The sequence below is a fragment of the Pseudarthrobacter sp. lyk4-40-TYG-27 genome (assembly GCF_030209295.1).
GTDB lineage: Bacteria > Actinomycetota > Actinomycetes > Actinomycetales > Micrococcaceae > Arthrobacter.
Genome location: NZ_JARVSH010000003.1, coordinates 518583 through 537452 on the forward strand (window position 1 = coordinate 518583; position 18870 = coordinate 537452).

Here is an 18870-nt window from a genome sequence, read left to right on the forward strand (position 1 = left end):
CGGTTTTCTTGATGAGTTTTGTGGAATTGCGCATGTCCCGGGCGGTTTTTCCAGGTGCTTCGAACAGGTTTTTCATGGCAATTCCTGTCGTAAAATCATGGGTCAAATGTCATACTGGATAAAAGGGAAATAAGCGGCGACAAGCAATGATTTTGGAGCTACGCTATCACCCTGAACATTGCGTGTATAAGGGTATTTCAACCCCGGCAGGAAGATTGGGGGGATGTGGGAAAGCATCTGCCAGCTCCATCCGCGCTGGGTCCGGAAGTCCGACTGGACACACCCCTGCGCGTTGACGGCGACGAGCAAAAGCCACCGCTGCTCCTGCGGGTGACGGCGGTAGCCTGTTTCGTTTTCCCCTCCAACCTCGTTCTGGAACCGCTGGGTGCCGCCGGCTATGTGGCCCACATTCTTGCGTTGCTGGTTTTCGCGCTGTGGGTGACGTCAGTCATGCTCGGCCTGCACAGGACCATCGACCGCGAGCACCCCGGACGCTTCGCGCTGGCAGCCCTTTTCGCGGTGTCGTGTGCCTCCTACGCCGCGATGTACGTGGGTATCAGCGGGAGCACGACGGATGCGACACGCGCGAGTGCTGACCGCTGGATGTTGTTGATGGTCGCCTCGTCCGGCCTGGTGCTCGTAACCACTGAGACAACGCGGACCGTGGACGCGGCGATGATGCTGGTGCGTGCGCTCCTGCGCGGTGCCGTGTTCTGCAGCATGGTGGCGGCAATCCAGTTCACCACCCATGTGGACCCCATGGCCTGGTTCCAAGGGGTCTTGCCCGGGTTCAAGGACAACGGCGGGAACCAGCCGTTCCAGGAACGCGGAAGCTTCCTCCGGGTGGCCGGCAGCACCTTCCATCCCATCGAGCTGGGGGTCATCGCCTCGATGCTCCTTCCGCTCTCGCTGTGGCGCGCACTGTACGACAAGTCGGGCCGCGCCTGGATGCACTGGACGGGGACGGGCTTCATTGTGTTCGCGATCGCCGCCACGATTTCCCGCTCGGCGGTCCTGGGTGTCCTGACCGTGGCACTGGTCTTCCTTCCGTTCCTTCCTTCCAGGTCCAGGCAGTGGACGGTCCTGGGGTTCGCCGGCGCTGCCACAGTGCTCTTCCTGGCGGTTCCCGGATTTGTCGCAACGCTGTTTGGTTCCGTCACCGCGGGGACGGCCGATCCTTCCATCACCGCACGGCTTGAGGACTACCCCAGGGTGGAAGCCATGGTCTCGGCCCGGCCATGGCTTGGAATAGGTCCCGGGGCGTACCTGACAAGGAACGCCATTGAGGTCCTGGATAACCAGTACCTGAAAACCATCGTCGAACTGGGAGTGCCGGGGTTCCTTGCACTCCTGCTGTACATGGTGGTACCCGGGATAGCGGCCTGGCTGGCGGCCTTCAACGCCAAAGAGGAACGCTTGAAGACACTTGCGGCCGCAGTCGCCGCCGCCTGCCTGGTGGCCGCCCCGGCGTCAGCCGCCTTTGACTCGCTGGGCTTCCCCGTCCTGGCACTCGTGTACCCGATATGCGTCGGGCTCTCCGGGACGGTCTGGTTGCTCGTCGCCGGCGAACGGCGGGCACTTGGCCCAACTACCAAGGAACAAGGCGCCAGCCTTGCAGAATCTGAAAGGCTCCCATGACTCCCGTCTCGGTTCTTAAAATCCTGTGGCGCCACAAGGTTTCGATGATTACCGTCCTGGTGCTCACCCTTGCTGCGGCAGCCTACGTCTTCTTCTTCGCGCCCCGGAGCTACATGGCGTCGACGGTGTACGTCCTGGTGACGCCCCGCGTGCCCAGCGTGGAAGAAATGCGCACCGATCCCGCCGTCGCCGCCGCAAACTCGGACAACCCCTACCTGCGCTCGGCGGACAGCTCCCTGATCACCCAGGTGATGGCGACAAAGTTGAGCTCAACCGACGTCGTTGACTCGCTTAAGGCCGCCGGCTTGTCACCCGACTACACGGTGACCCTGCCGGCCACCACGGGGGCGGGCCAGCTCATCAGGATGGAGGCCACGGGCCCCAGCCCGCAGCTGGCCATCACGACGGCAGAAGCCTTGGGCCAGCATCTCACCGCCAAACTGCGGGATGCGCAGAAAGTCAACGGGGCCGATGACCGCTACCTCTTCACGGCCCTCCAGATTGATCCCCCGAGCAAAGCGACAGAGCAATTCTCCAGCCGGCTCCGGTCGATGATCGTGGTGCTGATTGGCGGCGTCATCCTCCTGTTCGGCGCTGTTTCGATCGCCAGGATGCTGGAGAATTCGCGGGCTGCCCGGAAGGACGCCGTGGACAGGGGCAAGCCTGTGTCCCGGCGCAGGCGCTCCGCCGACCGCCACGCCGAACCGGCCGCAGTTGCGAACGAGCAACAGGACGGCGAACCTGGTGGCGGCAGTGTCGTGGCGGCGCGGGCGGTGAAGGACCGGAAGCCCGCAAGGTATGCGGTTGATGAGCCGCCGCTCCTGTTGCCACAGCCTGGGCTGGAGGACCTTTCCTTCGAGGAGCGACGCTCTGATGTCCCCGTCAAACGCTGACCGGGAGGGGCGAGTCCCGGTCTCTGTCGTCTGCGTCTTCAACAACCCGGCAGTGCTCCAGGAGTGCCTCACGGCTTCCGTCGAGGCCGGCCTCCCATGCGCCGTGGACCTCGAGTACCTGCCCATCGACAATACGGCACGGCAATTTTCCTCCGCCGGAGCGGCATTGAACCATGGTGCTGCCTCGGCGCGGAACGATGTGGTGGTCTTTGTCCACCAGGACGTTTTCCTGCACTCCATCCCGGCTTTGGAGAAGATCGCCGCCGCATTGATGGCAGATCTTTCCCTGGGAATGGTGGGCGCAACCGGGATGACCGGGGAGGGCCGCCTCGTGGGGCGGATCCGCGACCGCATCGTGTTATCCGGCCATCAGGAATCCGGGCTGGCGGACGTGGACAGCCTGGATGAAGTCTTGTTCATGGTGCGGCGGGACCACATCCTCCGGCAGCCGCTCAGCGAGGAGCCGGACCTGTCCTGGCACGCCTATGCCGTGGAATACGGAGCCCGGCTCCGGTCTACCGGCCACCGCGTGGCGGTAGCCAACATCCCCCTGACCCACAACAGCCTCACCATCAATCTTGACCGGCTGGCCGAGGCGCACCAGTGGATCGCCGGGGCGTATCCCAACCAGTTGCCGATCGTGACGACGTGCGGGACAGTGCAGCAACGGCGCCACGTACCCTCCCTCCTCTCCGGCCTGGTGGACTCGCAGAAGTGGCGGTACCGGTGGCTCCGGGAATCGGTATCGGCGCACAAGCTCCGGAATAAAGCCCCGCTGCGCCCCGTCACGGTCCTGGGTGACCTGCGCCGCGACATTGACGACATCTGTGCCGCAGCGGGCGCAGGCGCTGCCACCGTGATCAATGTGCTCCCCGGCGGACCCGGAGGGCATGAACTGGGCGAGCCCCTGGAGCTGGGGCGGCGAGGCGTCCGGTTCCGTTTCCTTGCAGCGGACGAGCGGGCCGTCGCTGCCCTGGTGCGCGCCCAAGGTCCGGACGTCACCGTCGCCGTGACCAACATCAGCTTTGACACTGCCGGCGAAGTGGTCGGCGCCCTGTCGGGCCGGAAGGTCATCCTGGGATTCCACGAAAATACAGGGCCATGGCTGCTCACCGGCCCGGCGGTTGATGCGGCCGGCGAACACTACCGCACCCCCCGCTCGACGCCCCTCGCTATGAAGGTTGGCTAAGGCGCCTGCGTGAGTCCGAAACCCACGCGCGGCTGTGGTCCGGTACCAACTGTGCCAGGCCCACATGGGGTGACTTCCGCCAGGCCGTCCACTGCCTGATGCGCTGGGCCGTTCCGAGGAAGGGCAGTATGTCAGCCCAGGCCGCATCCAGGCCGGCGAAGCCGGTCTCATGCTGCACCAGCCCCACCAGCTGGTCCAGGGGTCCGTCCGCCCAAGGAGTGGGTCCCGGTGCGATCGGTCCGCTTCGCGCCAGGGCGGCCTCGGTATAGACGCGCTCCGCTGTCTCCCGCCAGGCTGAGGGGCTGTGACCTTCAACGATTGCCCTGCGGGTGGCCGAGCCCCGAGCCGTCCTGGTGGACACCGAATCTGCCAGGTCCGCCAGGGTTGAGACGAAACCCGCCGGAGTCGAGGGCGTGAGGAGGAGGTCATCGAGGCCTGGTGAATCCGAGCCAAGGACCGCACATTCGGCCGGATGGCCCCTGTATGTCACCAGCGGCAGCCCGTGGGCACCGGCCTCCAACATTGAGGTCAACGAAGCGAAGGGAAACGAGTCAACGTAGGCATCGGCGATGGACAGAAGCGACGAGATGTTGGCAAGCCGCCCGACGGCCCGGATCCTTCCATTGGTGGCAGCCGCCGCGGCAGCCCAGGCTCCGGTGGGGGACGGGCCGGCCACGAGGAAGTGTGCATCCGGGCGCCGGAGCAGGAAGGACCGGAAGAGGCCTATCAGCGAGTCCGGGCCAACGGGATCGTATTTGCTGCCTGCCGCGGCGGACACCACGACGAAATCCGTCGCCGGGATGCCCCATCCAGTCCGCGCGGCCAGTTCATTCGATTCCTCCGCAGGCCCGGCAGGCGCAAGTTCGAGGGGCCGGTTGGCCACCATACAGCGGCCGGCATCAACCCCGCGGCGGCGGACGGTCAGCTCCCGGCCGCTTGCCCGCAGGCAGAGGACGACGGCGGCCGCCGAGGTCCCCTGCCAAAAGACGTGGTCAGCGTGGTTGACGTAGACAGCCGGAGGCGCTCCGGGGACACCCAACGCAAGGGAGGGGACGACGTCGTGTGGATGCGCATGCACAACGACGACGTCGGCCGGAGCGATGACCCGGCGCAATGCTCCCGCCCTTCTCATGAGCCCCCCGGGCCGGCGGTCCAGGAGGACCAGGTCACGGGGATCCGGCAGGCACGCGGCAATCTTGGCTGGACATTCGGTGCTGCCTTGGCGGGTGAGGACAACGTGGTGCCGCGAGCCAGGATCCTGGCGGATCCAGTGCGCAATGCTCTGGGTATGGCCGCCGGTCCCGTACAGCTGGGTGGCCACGTGGACCACAAGGCGCCCGGCCGGCTTTCCCGGCGCCGGGGGCGGAGGCTGTGGGATGGAGGACCGGAGCATCCCCAGGACTTCTTCGAGTCCCTGGTGGCCGAAATACCCGGTGTGGTCGGTCCAGGCGAAACGGGCGGCAAGCTGTGCCTGCACCGCCGCCTGCTCCCACCGTCCGGCTGCTGCCAGGCGGCCGGCGACCGCCACCAGGCGTTCAAAGGTGTCCCTGTTACCGCTGATGCCCTGCAAGGCCCCCGCTCCTTCCCAATTTCTTCAACGTGGCAACGTCGGCCCGCTTGAACCAGAGCAGGCCAGCGGTGACGGAGCCGGCTGCTGCCCCGGAGAGCAGGAGTGCCCAGGGGACACCGAAGTCCATCCGGCCGAGGAGGGCAGAGGCGGCCAGCAACGCTGCCGAAGCGGCCGAGGGCAGCAGCAGTTGCCGGATCACCCCGAGAGGCGGGACACCCACTGCCCGCAACCGCCAAAGATACAAGGGCAGGACCAGGGCGGCGACGACGAAGAATTGGGCCATGGCCACCCCGGCGATGCCGGCGCCGGTGCCAAGGAACAGGGCCGGTACCAGGGCCACCAGCCAGCACACCTGGATGGACATGATGGACCCTGTCATTCCCGCAACCACCAGGTAGTCGTAGATCAACTCGAAGAGGATCCGGAACCCGGCCACCATGGCAAGCCAAAACAGGGCGGCGCTTGCCCCCGCCCAGACGTCGCCGTACACAATCCGGACGACGGTTTCGGACTCTGCCGCCAGGAACGTGACAGCAGGGAAGACAACGCAGGACATCACCCCGATCAGGGCGGTGACTGTGGAGCGCATCCTTTCGGGGTCATGCTGCAGCCGGGCCAGCACGACCGGAGCCACGCTTCGCAGCGGCTGGGAGAACATGGTCACCGGCCAGCTCGACAGGTTAAAGGCCAAGACGTACATCCCCAGCATGACCGGACCGAGCGTACTGCCCGTCACCAGTTGGTCCAGGTAGCCGACGCAGAAGACGATGATGCTGGTCCCTGCCAGGGGCAGCCCGAACCGCAGCAACGGCATCAGGACGGTGCGGTCGAGGCCCAGCCGCAGGGGAAGCGGCGACCTGAGGACGAAGAGCAGGCCCCCGGCCGCCGTCCCCGCGAGCCGGCCCACCGCCAGGCTCATTGCGCCCATGCCGGCCAACACCAGGCAGATTGAAACGATGGCACCCACCCAGACATTCACCTGGTCGATCAGCATCTTCGTCTTTTGGTCAAAGGCCCGCTGCATCAGCGCTGCCGGTGTGGCGACCACCCCGCTGACCAGGACGCAGCACACCATGACCCGGACCACGTCGGTGGCACCGGGGTCGCCCATGCGGTCCGCGAACCAGGGGGCTGCGGCAAGGCCGGCCCCGCAAAGCACCGCACTGGAGAGGATCGAGATGGTGGTCACGGTGGGTGCGATCCGTGCGGGATCCTCCGGCCACCTCACGATCGCGAGGCTGACCCCCAGTTCGTTGATGGTCAGGACCGCCAGCAGCGCCACCATGGCCACCGCGAAGCTGCCGTATGAGTCGGGCCCCAGCAGGCGGGCCAGGACGATTCCGATTCCCAGCGTGCCGAACCTGGCCACCGCAGTATTCAGCAGGCTCCAGCCCAGTGCGGAGGTGGCGCCGGACGCATTCTGCGAGCCGGTGGGTTGGTGCCCGGCCTCCTGTACGGATGCCAGGCCGGGGCGCTTCATCGCCTTCCCCGCACGGACGGCCTCAACGGACTACTGCTTCGTCACTGCGCATGACAACGCCCCAGCAACCCGTTCCTGCTGTTCGGCAGTGATATGCGGGAACAGCGGGAGGGACAGGATGCGCCCGGCAGCATCCTCGGCCACGGGGAATGAACCGGATGTCCGGCCCGCGTACGCCCCGCTGCGGTGCACCGGAACCGGGTAGTGGATTCCCGCCTGGATCCCCGCCGCGTGCAACGACTCAAGGACAGCGTCCCGGTGCCGGACACGCACCACGTACAGGTGCCACACATCCGCGTTCCCCGGTGCCTCCTGCGGCAGCTCGACACCCGGCACATCCGCCAGCAACGCCGCATAGCGTTCCGCCGCAGCCCTGCGCCGCAGGTTCCAGCCCTGCAACCTCGCCAGCTTCGCTTTCAGGACGACCGCCTGGACGGTGTCCAGGCGCGAGTTGAAGCCGATGGCGTCGTGCCGGTACTTCACCGAACTCCCGTGCGCCCCCAACAACCTGACCTGGGCATCCACGCCGGGGTCGGATGTCAGCACGGCTCCCGCGTCCCCGGCGGCGCCAAGGTTCTTGCCGGGGTAGAAGCTGGTCCCGGCGGCAAGGCCCCAAGTGCCCGCGTGCCGGCCGAACCGTGTTGCGCCCTGGGACTGCGCGGCATCCTCGATGATCACCGCGCCGCAGGAGTCTGCAACGGGGATCAGTTTTTCCACGAAGGCGGTTTGCCCGAACAGGTGCACCGGCACGATCGCCTGCGTGCGGGAGGTTACGGCGGCCGCGGCGGCGTCGGGATCGATCAGGAGGAAGGAAGGGTCGACGTCGACAGGCACCGGGACTGCCCCGATCCGGCTGACCGCCTCGGCCGTGGCGATGAAGGTATTGGCCGGCAGGATGACTTCCCCGCCCGGCCGCACGCCCCCGGCACGCAGGGCAAGTTCCAGCGCATCCGTTCCGTTGGCAACGCCGGCGCAGTGCCGTGCGCCCAGGAAAGCGGCGTACGCCGCCTCGAACGACGCAACGGCCGGGCCGCCAATGAAGGACGCCGAACTCATGACTGTGTCCAGTTCGGCCATCACCTCGTCATGGATCTCAGCCTGCTGTGCTGCCAGGTCCACCAGCGGGACTGCCTGCACATCCACGTCGGAATTCATGAAATACCCCCAACACTGAATCTTTCGCCGTCAATTTCGTGGGCCGGCACCCCAACCCACGTCTGTCCGTCAGGCACGTTGCTCAGCACCGCCGCTCCCATCCCCACGGTGGCGTAGGCGCCCACTGAAGTGCGTTCGCGCACGCTGGCGTTCATTCCCAGGTAGGCTGCCCGGCCAATCCGGACTCCGCCGCCCAGTGACACACCCGCGGCAAACGTGGCGAAGTCGGCCACGTCGTCGTCGTGCGTGAAGGTCACCGAAGGCATGGCCACCACGTGCGCTCCCAGGGTGACGGATGCGGTGAGCGTGACGTTGCGGAGCAGGATGCTTCCCCTGCCCACCCGGCATCCTTCCGGGTACTGGACCGAGGGGTCGATCGCCGTCGCGTAGCGTGCCTCCGTGAGGCCCATGGCCGTCAGCCGCTCCACGACGGATTCCCGGATCCTGCCGGATCCAATGCATACCAGGACGAACGCGTGCGTGTACTTCGCGGCGTCATCGATGGTCCCAAGGACGGGTGCCCCGTCCACGGTGACGCCCGCCATCTCTTTGTCGTCGTCCAGCAGGCCGACGACGTCATATTGGCCGCTGCTGCGCACCATCGCCAGGACTTCGCGGGCCAGGCCACTGGCAGCTATCAGGATCAGCTCACTCACGCGCGTATCCTGCAGCCGCGCCCCGGATGGTGCCGATGATCCGGTCCAGCCCTTCGTCGTCCAGTTCGTGGTAGACGGGAAGGATCAGGGTCCTGTCGTTGAGCCGCTCGGTTTGTTGCAACAGGGAGCCGCCCGCGTTCCGCCACCGGTAGGCCGGCTGGCGGTGCGCGGCCATGATGCCCCGCCGTGCAGAGATCCCGGCGTCCGCCAGCAGTTCCATCAGCCCGTCCCGCGTGGTCCCAAAGCTGGGCAGCACCTCCACCCAGAACGACTGGAAGTTGGTGGTGCCGTAGGGCGGGTCCGATACCAGCCGGAGGCCCGGCACCCGGGAAAGGCCGGCCACGTAGCGCGCCGCGATGCTCCGCCGCCGTTCCAGCACCTCCGGCAGCCGGCCCAGCTGGACGATTCCGACGGCGGCCTGCAGGTCCGTCATCCGGTAGTTGAACCCGACTTCCAGGTACACCTCCGGCGGGGCCAGGAGCGATCCGTGCCGGTCGGCGGCGGACACGCTCATCGAGTGCTCCCGCAGGGTCCTGGCCCTGGCCGCCCAATCTGCCCGGTTGGTGGTGAGCATGCCGCCCTCACCGGTGGTGAGGATCTTGCGCGGATGGAAGGACCACACGGCCACATCCGCGCCCGCACCCACCGGCCTGCCCTTATACATCGACCCCACTGCGCAGGCGGCGTCCTCGATCACCATGATCTCGTGCCGGTCGCAGAGTTCGCGGATGGGGTCCAGGTCCAGCGGCACGCCGCCCTGGTCCACCACAATCACGGCCCTGGTGTCCAGGGTGAGGGCCGCGTGGAGGGTTTCCGCCGTCACGTTGCCGGTGGCCGGATCCACGTCGCAGAACACCGGCCTGGCACCGACGTAGGTCACCGCGTTGGCCGTGGCAATGAAGGACAGGGAGGGCACCACAACGTCATCCCCGGGTCCGATTCCGGCCACCACCAGGGCGAGGTGCAGGGCGGTGGTGCAACTGGACGTGGCCACCGCATGGCGGACACCCTGGTACTCCGCGAACCGGGACTCGAACTCCTTGACCTTGGGCCCCTGCGCCACCCAGCCGGAGGCCACCACCTCGGCCAGGGCCCGTGCCTCCTCGTCGCCGAGCCAAGGCTTCATGACATTGATCCGGGCGAGGACTGGTTCGGCAGTCATCAGGCACCAACTTTCCGTGTGGCGGCGATTTCGTTGCGCAGCGGCATCCACCAGCTGACGAGTTGGCGCAGTCCTTCGTCGAGTTCCACTTCCGCTTTGAAGCCAAGGTCGCGGGCGGCCGCGGACGTGTCGGCCAGCCGGCGCACCACGCTGTTCACCTGCCGTGCGGGGCCGTGCTCGACGCTGAGGTCCGAGCCCATGACCCGCAGCAGGGTGCGGGCCATGTCCAGCAGGCTGGTTTCCGTCCCGCTGGCCACGTTGTAGGTGCCTTCGGCAATGCTGCTGCCCGCGGCCAGCACGTTGGCTCGGGCCACGTCCGCCGTGTGGATGAAGTCCATGGTCTGGAGTCCGTCGCCGAAGATCAGCGGCGGCTGCCCGTCCATGATCCGTTCCATCCACCGCACCAGGACCTCGGTGTACAGGCCGTGGACGTCCATTCGCGGCCCGTAGACGTTGAAGTAGCGCAGCATCACGTAGTCCAGGCCCGTCATGGCACGGAAGCTCCGGGCCATCCCTTCGTTGAAGGACTTGGCAGCGCCGTAGAACGTGTCGTTGTTGGCGTGGTGGTGCCGTTCCGTGGTCGGGAACTCCTCGGCCATCCCGTAGACCGACGCACTGGAGGCGGCCACGAGCTTGGCCACCTTGTGTTCCGCGGCGGCCTCCAGGACATTGAAAGTGCCGTCCACCAGCACTTCCAAAGCCAGCCGGGGTTCCTCGGCGCATTGGGTGATCCGGATGGCCGCCTGGTGGAATACCAGGTCCTTGCCTCGGGTGACGTCATGGACCAGGTCACGGTCCTGGATGCTGCCCCGCACCAGTCCGACCTGCCCGGTGGCCAGGGCGCCGGAGAGGTTGTCCAGCCTGCCGCGGACCAGGTTGTCCAGGACGTCGATGCGGCGCACTCCCGCGGCCAGCAGGGCGTCCACCAGGGTGGAGCCGATGGTGCCGGCTCCGCCGGTGACCAGGACGTTGGCGCCCTCCAGGGTGCTCACCGGGCCCCCTCCAGTTCCGCGCCGGTGCCGGCCATCGCGGCACCCGCCACGGGGGTGGACCGGCCGTCCAGGGTCAGGCTGCGGGTGACCGCTTCGAGGACGGACAACACCCGGAGCCCGGAGGCGCCGCCTGTCCGTGCCTGCCGTCCGGTGCGGATGCAGGAGGCGAGTTCCTGCACCACCTGGCCGAGGGCCTCACGTTCGGGCAGCGCCGGGGACCACGTGTCCCCCAAACGGTAGGAGACGGCGGTGGACGCCTTCTCGCCGGCCGTTCTCGGCTGCCGGTCCAAGCTCACCCCGCGGTCGTAGACGCTGAGCCGTTGCTGGGGGTTCAGGTCGTCCCACACCAGCGTCCGCAAGGATCCGCCGATCACCATCTGGCGGATTTTGGTGGGGCTGAGCCAGTTCACGTGCACGTGGGCGGTGGCATCGTTGGGGAGCCGGAAGTTCAGGTGGCCCACGCAGTCGCGGCCGGTCCCCAGCGGGTCCGCCCCGAACGCCGAGACTTCGGCGGGGTTGAGGCCGCCCGGGAGGACGAAGTCCAGGATGGACAAGTCGTGCGGGGCGAGGTCCCAGAAAACGTCGACGTCGGGCTGCACCAGGCCCAGGTTGATCCGGGTCGAGTCCACGAACAGGATCTCGCCCAGGGATCCGGACTGCACCAGCTCCTGCATCTTCAGCACCGCCGGGGTGTAGCAGTAGGTGTGGTCGGCCATCAGGACCAGGCCGTTCGCCCGCGCTTCGGCCACCATCTCCAGCCCGTGTTCCCTGCTGTCCGCCAACGGCTTTTCCACCAGGACGTGCTTTCCGGCGCGCAACGCCGTCATGACCGCGCCATGGTGCGTTCGCGCCGGCGTCGCGATTGCCACGGCATCGACGTCGAAGCTGTCCAGGAGCTCGTCCATGGACTCGACGCAGGGTATCTGCCCCAGCGTGTCCGCCAGCTTGCGGGCCCGGTCGATGTCCAGGTCGCAGATGGCCACCAGGTCCCAGTCCGGGCTTGCCTGGAGGTTGCGCGCCAGGTTGGGACCCCAGTAGCCGGCTCCGACGACGGCGATGCGGAGTTTCGGTGCAGGTTGCGGGTGGTTGGCGGAGTGGAAGGGACTGCCGAATTTTCTCATGTCATTGTCTTCCCATTTGTGAGTGTGTCAGTAAGCGCCGGACGGCCGGACGACAGCCCGGAACGTCCGCCAAAGAATCAGGAGGTCACCGGCAAGGGACCAGTTTTCGACGTAGTAGAGGTCCAGCCGGACCGCTTCCTCCCACGGAAGGTCCGAGCGGCCGTTGATCTGCCAAAGGCCGGTGATACCCGGCTTGATCAGCAGCCGGCGGTGGGTGTGGCGCTCGTAGCCGCTGACCTCCCGGTCCAGCGGCGGCCGGGGACCCACCATGCTCATGTCGCCCAGCACCACGTTCCAAAGCTGGGGGAGCTCGTCGAGCGAGTATTTGCGCATCCAGCGGCCGCAGCGGGTCACTCTGGGATCGTCTTTCATCTTGAAGAGCACCCCGGCACCCTGGTTTTGCTGGTTCAACCCCGCCAGCCGCGCCTCGGCGTCGACCACCATGGACCGGAACTTGTACATCCCGAAGACGTGGCCGTCCTTGCCTATCCGGGCCTGCCGGAAAAGGACCGGCCCCGGACTGTCCCGTTTCACGATCAGCGCGAGCACCGCGAGGACCGGTGAGAGCACCAGGAGGGCCGCCAGCGCCGCGGCTACGTCCATGATCCGCTTCATGGCGTGTTTGGCCCCGCCGTACTGCGGGATGTCCACGTGCATGAGGGGCAGGCCGTCCACCGGCCGCCAGTGGATGCGGGGACCGGCAACATTGGTCAGCGTCGCTGCGAGGATCAGCTCCGCGGAGGACTCCTCGAGTTTCCAGCCAAGCTCGCGGATGAACCGGTTGCCGCCCGGCAGGGGGCCGGCGATGATCACGGAGTCAGCGTCCACCAAGCGGACTGTTCGGGCGATGTCGTCCGTGGAGGACAGGACCGGCACCGTGCAGCCGTCCACCCGCAGTCCTGCGCCGCGGCGTGCCCCCGGAAGGCAGGCGCCGAGAATCTCGTAGACAGCCCCGGACTTGCGGACCTGCTGGACCACGTACCGGACGTCCTCCGGCTCGCCTACCACCACGGCGCGGGAGAGGTGGCGCCCCTTGGCCTTTTCGGCGGTCAGGCGGCGGCGGAATGCCCGCCGGTTGAGCGTCAGGGCCGCCAGGCCCAGCGGAAGGGAAACGGTCACGAACGCGCTGGCACCATGGATGGAAAAGATCACGGCAGCGAGGGCCAGGAGGCCAAAGATGCGGAGCGTGGCAGCGGCCACCCGCTTGTACTCGTCAGCGCCGATTCCAAGCACCCTCGGATCCCTGGTGTGGTAGAGCTCCAGCGCCGCCAGCCAGGTTGCCGTCAGCGCGGCGGCCGCGGCAGCGGCGCCGCCGTCCCTTGGGCCCTCGGGTGAGAAGCCCGCTTCGGAAAGCAGGAATCCGGCATAGGCGGAGAGCATGACCACCACCGCGTCAGCGGACCGGAGGAGGTTGGTGTGCCGGTTGATCCAGGCTGCCGTTGCCTTGCGGGGCCGGGCGTGTGCCGCGGGAAGAAAGGGGGCTGCCGGTGGCAGGGGGAACCGGGTTCCTGCGGCTTCCCCTGCCACCGGCTGCTGTGTTGCCGCCCGCTGTGCAGCAGCGGGCGGAACAAGCCAGTCGAAGGCTGAACGTCGGGTCCTGACAACTGGTATCTCTGCCATGATCACCCTCTCGGTCGTAGCGCCTGTCCCCTGGCTGTGAAGCAAAACTAGCCGCGGAAAGTCGGCTTTGAAGGAGGCCGGCGCGGCCTTTGTGGGTCTTGCGAGGGAAGGCTGTGGAAACTGCGGGTACCGCAACTGAAGAAATTTCGCCTACAAAACGGGCAACACGTAGGGTTCCCTGGCGGCCGGTCCCTTGTCCGCCGCGAGGGCGGTGAGCTGGGCCCGGGACTCGACACCAAGCTTTCGGTAGATGGCAGTCAGGCGCACTTCCACAGTGCGCACAGAGACATACAGCGTGGCCGCAATTTCCTTGTTCCGCATGCCGCGGGCCACCATTTTGGCCAATGAGCGCTCATGGTCTGCGAGCATCAGCAAGGCCGGGTTGCCCTGCTGCCGGACCGGTTCCACGCGTTCGTCCAGGAGCAGGGCATCCACGTGCTGGGTCCAGGCGTCCGCTCCTGCCTCGTCGAACATCACCTTTGCCCGGAGCAGGGCGTCCCGTGCGTCGCGCAGCTTGCCAAAGGCGTGGAGCCGCTCCGCGTAGCACATCAGTGTCCTGGCGTGCTCCAGCATGTGCCCGTTCCGGCCCTGGAGGGCCTGGGAGAAGAGCTGCAGCGATTGTTCGCCGTCGGCCAGCATGGCGCGGCTCCGGGTTACGACCATCATCAGCCAGGGGGAACGCAACCCTGCGGAACGGCCCTCGAGGCGCATTAGCGCCTGGGTGGCCTCATGGTGCCGGCCAAGGCGGATGAGCACCTCCACCAGATCGGCTTCGCACCGCAGGAGGGTGGGGTTGCCGAACCCCATGCCGATCTCGACGGCCCGCGACAACTGGGCAACGGACTCCGCCAGGTCACCGCGCAGCAAGGCAAAATGCCCTTGGCATGCGGCGAGCTGGGCAGTAAGGGCCGGGTGGCTGTCCGTGCCCGCATAACGGTGGGCCTCGACGGCGTGCGCCTGGGCACGTGCGGCATCACCCGTGGCGTAGGCGCGCCAGACCCGGAAGTAGTGCCGTACCCCTCGGTGGTATTTGATCTCCGGTTCGGTGCGGTCCAGGTCGTCGATCAGCGTGACTGCGGCGCGGACGTTCCCCGCCCTGATTTCGTTGTCGACTGCCATCAGGGCTGCGGTTTCGCGCCAGTTGACGTGGCCGGGTTCCGCCGAGCCCCGGAGCATGGCAAAAGCTTCCTGGGCGCTTTCATAGTGCTCGGCGTAGGTCAGTGCCCGGCCTTGGACCAGGAGCCCGGCAACCCGCGCGGTGCCGGATTGCTCGTACTTGGAGGCAAGGTTCGCGGTATTGCCGCTGATGGATTCCACGAGGGTTGCGGCCCGGCCGGCAATAGCCAGGCACTGTGCGGAAGCGGAGCCCTTGAAGCCGCTGCCGCACCGGAGGAGCTCGGCCGCGTCCTTCAACTCCCACCGCTCGGCGTAGTAGAGGGCTCCGATGGCCAGCAGGCTCGCCGCGTAGGCGGGATCGTGCTGGCCGAACTCTTTCACGAGGCGCAGCACCATGCTGGAGCGCACGGCGGCGCCCTGGGCGAACTGGATCTCGAAGGACAGGCCGGTAAGCCGCAGGATCAGCGCCGGGTTCCGGGTCACCCGCTGCGCCCATTCCAGGTAGCGCCGGGCATAGACAAATTCACCCCGGTTGAACAGGAGTTCCGCCAGCGTGGTGAGCCGTGCCGCCGTTTCGGCCTCCCAGGGATTGATGGTCAGTGCCCGTTCGATGTACTCCACTGCGAAAACCACCTCGCCGCCGCGGATCAGGTCGACGGCGTGCCGGAGCAGCTGGAATGGGGTTTTGCGTTCCAGTGCGGTGAAACTCAGGTGCCACCTGCGGGCGTAGGGGTCGGTGTTGTTGGCTGCTTCCGCCAGGGCGCGGTGGTTGGCGGTGCGCACCGCAGGGGTCATGGCGTTGAAGACGGCTCCCCTGAGCAATTGGTCGCTAATCCCGAGGTGCGGCCCGGTGCGCTTGACCAGGCCGGCGCTGAGGAGCTCGTCCACGCTGGTCCACACGTCGTGGTCGATCTTTTCGATCGTGGAAATATCGCTGCGGTAGGACAGCGCCAGCAGGTCCAGGACGCCGCGGGCGCCGGGGGTCAGCGCACCCACCGCTGACGCGTACTCGGCGTCAAAGCTTCCCACCGATGCGAGCGGGACGGGCAGGGCGTACTTTCCTTCAGCGTGCCTGTCCATGAGCTGCTTGTAGAGTTCGACGGCGGCAAGGGGGTTGCCGCGGGTGGCTGCGGCCACCGCATGGGCGGCCGCCGTCGTGGTCCGCTTGGTGGGGATGCTTTCGAGCACCCGCACGGTGTCGCTGTACGTGAGCGGGCCAAGCTGCAGCACGGGCAAGCCGCTGAAAGGGCCTTCGGGCAGGTCCGCCCGCAGTCCGAAGACCAGGACGACGTCGGTGCCGGCGAGCCGGCGGGCCAGGAACCCGAGGACTTCCTGGCTGCTGTGGTCCAGCTGGTCGGCGTTGTCGATCACGATCACGGTCCGGGACGACGAACGCTGGTGCAGGCCGTTCAGGAGCATGCCGGACACGGCGGGAACGTTCAGGTCTCCGGCGGTGTCGCGGAGAAGATCGTCGGCGATCCGGTTGAGGACCGGATCGTCCATATTGTTCAGGAGCGCCGTCAGTCCGGACAGCGGCCAGTCCGATTCGGCGGCGCTGGCAGCCATGAAGACGGTCCGGTAGTCGGACAAGGTGGGGATTTCTGCAAGCAGGGCTGATTTTCCCGTGCCCCTGTTGCCGGCTATCGCCAAGGCAGCTTCCTTGGGTCCGCGGACGACGGACAGGATTCGGTCCAGTTCTTTGTTCCGGCCCACTAGCGGCATGGCGTTCCCCATTCGTCGAAGAAGGAGACCGCATTCTTGCACTGCCAATTTAAGGTTGATTCACGCGCCCCAGCGCGGGTTCATCCGGTATGAGTGAATATAGCCCCGGAATGAACCATTCCACCACACCGTTACCGCTGGATTTCATCAAGATTTGGCACGGAAATTACTCAAGAATGCGTCAGTATGCATTTGGTGCGAAATTTACTTCGCCATTTTTTGTATTTCGCCAAACGGCAAGGAGCGGCCCCGGGGCCGGTATGGATCCCCGGAACCGCTTCCCTTATCGCTCGTCGGGTATGCCTAGGCGGCCGGCTTAAGCGCCGTTCGCCAGGCAACGATCGCGCGGGCGGCACTCAACGTCCAGGTGGCTGTTCCGCTGGCCCCCGCCGTCGCCTGCGGTTTGTCCGCCTGCTCGGCAACCTGGCCGGCCGCGGCCTCCCAGCGTTCGGTCCAGCCCGATGGCGCGGTGACCACCGGGGCGCTGCAGTCGCAACCCACTCCGCCGATCAGCATGGCGCCGTTGGTGGCCGTGGTGATGCTGCCCACCGTGATGCTGGTGGCGGAGTAGCTGGTGTCAGCCGCCGTCACCACCGGGCTGTCCAGCGGCGCGGTGTTGTTGACTCCACGGTATGCCGTGATGCCGCCACCCCATTTTGCCGCTGAACTGAGGGTCCAGTTATAGGTGGCCGGGTCGGCGGCGCCCACCACTTTGTAGAAGGCGTAAGCCCGTGCTCCGGAGGTGGAGGAACTGTTGATGGACTGCCCGTTGACGATCGCGGTCCAGCCGGCAGGCGCCGTCAGGCCGGGATTGAGGTCCACGGTGATGGCGGCAACCAGGACGTCACCGGCGGAAGTGCCGGCGGGAACTGCCAGCGAAGCCGTGGTCACGGCGGTGCCCGAGTTCGCTGTGTTGGCGTTCACCACCGTGATCCCGCCGGATGTCGGCGGTGGTGGTGTGCTGGTGACGCTGATAGTGGCCGTCGCGGAGGACGAACCCGTGCTGTTGGTGGCCGTGAGCTTGGCGGTGTAGGTGCCAGCCGCCGCGTAGGAATGGGCGGGATTCTGGATTGTTGCCGTGCCGCCGTCGCCAAAGTCCCACGCCCAGGACGTGGGCGTATTCGTGGACGTGTCCGTGAAGGTGACGTTCAGCGGCGCCGTGCCCGTGGTGGGGTTGGCGGTGAACGATGCCACCGGCGCCTGCCCTGCCGGCGGCGGAGTGCCGCCCAAGGGCCGGTCGGAGAACCAGTAGCGCTTGGCCACGTTGTCGCTGGCCATGACCACCAGCCCGGTGGTGTTGTTCACGCTCTGCTTGCTGGTGGTGACGTCATTGATGTTCGACGACGACGCAGCCTGCATGATCGGTGTGCCGCGCCCCGATCCAAAGACAGGATTGTCCATGGAGGCGGTCTTCTCGTAGATGCTGCCGGCGACGCCGGAGAACGCGCAGCCGGACACCGACGTGGGCGGTGCCGTGTGGAATGCCCGCACCAGGTTGTTCTGGGTGTCCAGCACGATCTGTGGGCGGGAGACGCAGTCGCCGGTGGTGGCAATGGTGGACTGGGTGAAGGCGCCGGTGCCCGGCTTGAAGACCAACAGGACCAGCTGCGGAAGTGTCTTGTTGGAGGACGTGTCATTGAGGCTCGTCTTCACTGCGGCGAACACCCGGCCCGAGGTGTCTGCCTGCAGGGTCTTGAGGTTCAGGTGGTCATCGGCCTGACCGTTGCCCCTGATTGCCGGCTGGAGTTTCCAGTTGGAGTTGGCGGGCTTTCCGTCGGCGTGCGTGGCCCACCACATCGTGTCGGTCCGCTGGTCGCTCCACATGACGCCGATCTGGCCGCCGCCGAATGCCACCACGGCCGAAATGTCATCTGGCGCCGGGTTGGGGCTGGCCACCGGGAGGACGAACGGGGTACCCCACGTTGCGCCGTTGTTGCTGGAGTAGTTCACGTAGACAGTGTTGGTGAAGCCGGACGTCGAGTTCCCGCCCACCTGCGTCCACGTCGCCCAGATTCCGCCGATGGAGTCCGCATCGATCGTCATGGATTCACTTGAATTGTTGGTGATCGTGGTGGGGAAGCCGCTGTCCAGCGTGTACTTGCCGCCTGAATAGCTGTACCGGTAAAGCTTTGCCGGCTGGCCGGAAAGTGATGGCTTGGGAGTGCCGTCGGTGCTGACGGTCACCACATGCGAGGCGATGAACAGATGGGTGCCGTCCCAGAACGTATCCGCGAGGGTGCTGCCCCGGGTGTCGTTCACGACTCCGGTATCCACCCAGCTGTTGGAGGTCCGGTCCAGCCGGTAGATACTCCATCCGGTGCCGGTCTTCCACATGTCCGCCCACCAGGATCCGTCGTTCCACCACAACTTGCTCTGTGGTTTGTCCGATGTGGGCGGGTTCGCCACCCCGGAGTAGGCCATGCCTTGGGTGCCGTAAACGGTGTCGGCCACAGCGGCACCGGGTACGCCGAGGATGGAAGCTGCGAGAACGAGTGCGACGACGAGGGCCTGGCCCATCCGATGGGGGAAGTGTCTGAGCTTCATAAGGGAACTCCT

The 18870-nt window shown here is 66.6% G+C and carries 13 protein-coding genes; 3 read left to right on the top strand and 10 right to left on the bottom strand.

The annotated features are described in order from the left end of the window. The first annotated feature begins 225 nt into the window (after positions 1 to 225). The 3 genes from QRM96_RS06875 to QRM96_RS06885 are packed head-to-tail and all read left to right on the top strand — an operon-like array spanning position 226 to position 3720. Positions 226 to 1638 carry an O-antigen ligase family protein gene (locus tag QRM96_RS06875; protein WP_018762844.1) on the top strand — a complete coding sequence of 471 codons (1413 nt, stop codon included), beginning with the start codon at positions 226 to 228 and terminating at the stop codon, positions 1636 to 1638. Further along, positions 1635 to 2531: a chain-length determining protein gene (locus QRM96_RS06880; protein ID WP_285318949.1), complete on the top strand. Its 897-nt coding sequence runs from the start codon at positions 1635 to 1637 to the stop codon at positions 2529 to 2531. Before QRM96_RS06875 ends, QRM96_RS06880 begins: the two co-directional genes overlap by 4 nt. Continuing rightward, complete coding sequence (locus QRM96_RS06885) at positions 2512 to 3720, top strand: glycosyltransferase (RefSeq protein WP_018762846.1); 1209 nt, start codon at positions 2512 to 2514, stop codon at positions 3718 to 3720. The genes QRM96_RS06880 and QRM96_RS06885 overlap by 20 nt, the downstream gene beginning before the upstream one ends. Here QRM96_RS06885 and QRM96_RS06890 read toward each other — a convergent pair. The 10 genes from QRM96_RS06890 to QRM96_RS06935 all read right to left on the bottom strand — a co-directional run bounded on the left by QRM96_RS06890 (position 3704) and on the right by QRM96_RS06935 (position 18858). Next, positions 3704 to 5290, bottom strand: coding sequence for a glycosyltransferase (locus tag QRM96_RS06890; RefSeq protein WP_018762847.1), 1587 nt, complete (start codon positions 5288 to 5290; stop codon positions 3704 to 3706). The genes QRM96_RS06885 and QRM96_RS06890 overlap by 17 nt on opposite strands. Continuing rightward, complete coding sequence (locus QRM96_RS06895; protein WP_285318951.1) at positions 5271 to 6770, bottom strand: lipopolysaccharide biosynthesis protein; 1500 nt, start codon at positions 6768 to 6770, stop codon at positions 5271 to 5273. The genes QRM96_RS06890 and QRM96_RS06895 overlap by 20 nt, the downstream gene beginning before the upstream one ends. A 30-nt stretch (positions 6771 to 6800) precedes the next feature. Beyond that, a complete protein-coding gene (locus tag QRM96_RS06900) occupies positions 6801 to 7925 on the bottom strand; it encodes a DegT/DnrJ/EryC1/StrS family aminotransferase (protein WP_018762849.1) in 1125 nt (374 codons plus the stop codon). Beyond that, positions 7922 to 8581: an acetyltransferase gene (locus QRM96_RS06905; protein ID WP_285318953.1), complete on the bottom strand. Its 660-nt coding sequence runs from the start codon at positions 8579 to 8581 to the stop codon at positions 7922 to 7924. Before QRM96_RS06905 ends, QRM96_RS06900 begins: the two co-directional genes overlap by 4 nt. Further along, positions 8574 to 9743, bottom strand: coding sequence for a DegT/DnrJ/EryC1/StrS family aminotransferase (locus QRM96_RS06910; RefSeq protein ID WP_018762851.1), 1170 nt, complete (start codon positions 9741 to 9743; stop codon positions 8574 to 8576). Before QRM96_RS06910 ends, QRM96_RS06905 begins: the two co-directional genes overlap by 8 nt. Further along, complete coding sequence (locus QRM96_RS06915; RefSeq protein ID WP_285318955.1) at positions 9743 to 10735, bottom strand: NAD-dependent epimerase/dehydratase family protein; 993 nt, start codon at positions 10733 to 10735, stop codon at positions 9743 to 9745. Before QRM96_RS06915 ends, QRM96_RS06910 begins: the two co-directional genes overlap by 1 nt. Then, positions 10732 to 11856, bottom strand: coding sequence for a Gfo/Idh/MocA family protein (locus tag QRM96_RS06920; protein ID WP_018762853.1), 1125 nt, complete (start codon positions 11854 to 11856; stop codon positions 10732 to 10734). Before QRM96_RS06920 ends, QRM96_RS06915 begins: the two co-directional genes overlap by 4 nt. 27 nt (positions 11857 to 11883) lie before the next feature. Continuing rightward, positions 11884 to 13476, bottom strand: a complete 1593-nt coding sequence (locus QRM96_RS06925) for a sugar transferase (protein ID WP_285318957.1) — start codon at positions 13474 to 13476, stop codon at positions 11884 to 11886. 150 nt (positions 13477 to 13626) lie between these two features. Then, positions 13627 to 16314, bottom strand: coding sequence for a helix-turn-helix transcriptional regulator (locus QRM96_RS06930; protein ID WP_026264892.1), 2688 nt, complete (start codon positions 16312 to 16314; stop codon positions 13627 to 13629). Between the two features lie 303 nt (positions 16315 to 16617). Further along, positions 16618 to 18858 (bottom strand): PKD domain-containing protein, encoded by a 2241-nt coding sequence (locus QRM96_RS06935; protein ID WP_285318959.1) that lies wholly within the window; start codon positions 18856 to 18858, stop codon positions 16618 to 16620. Positions 18859 to 18870: the final 12 nt, after the last annotated feature.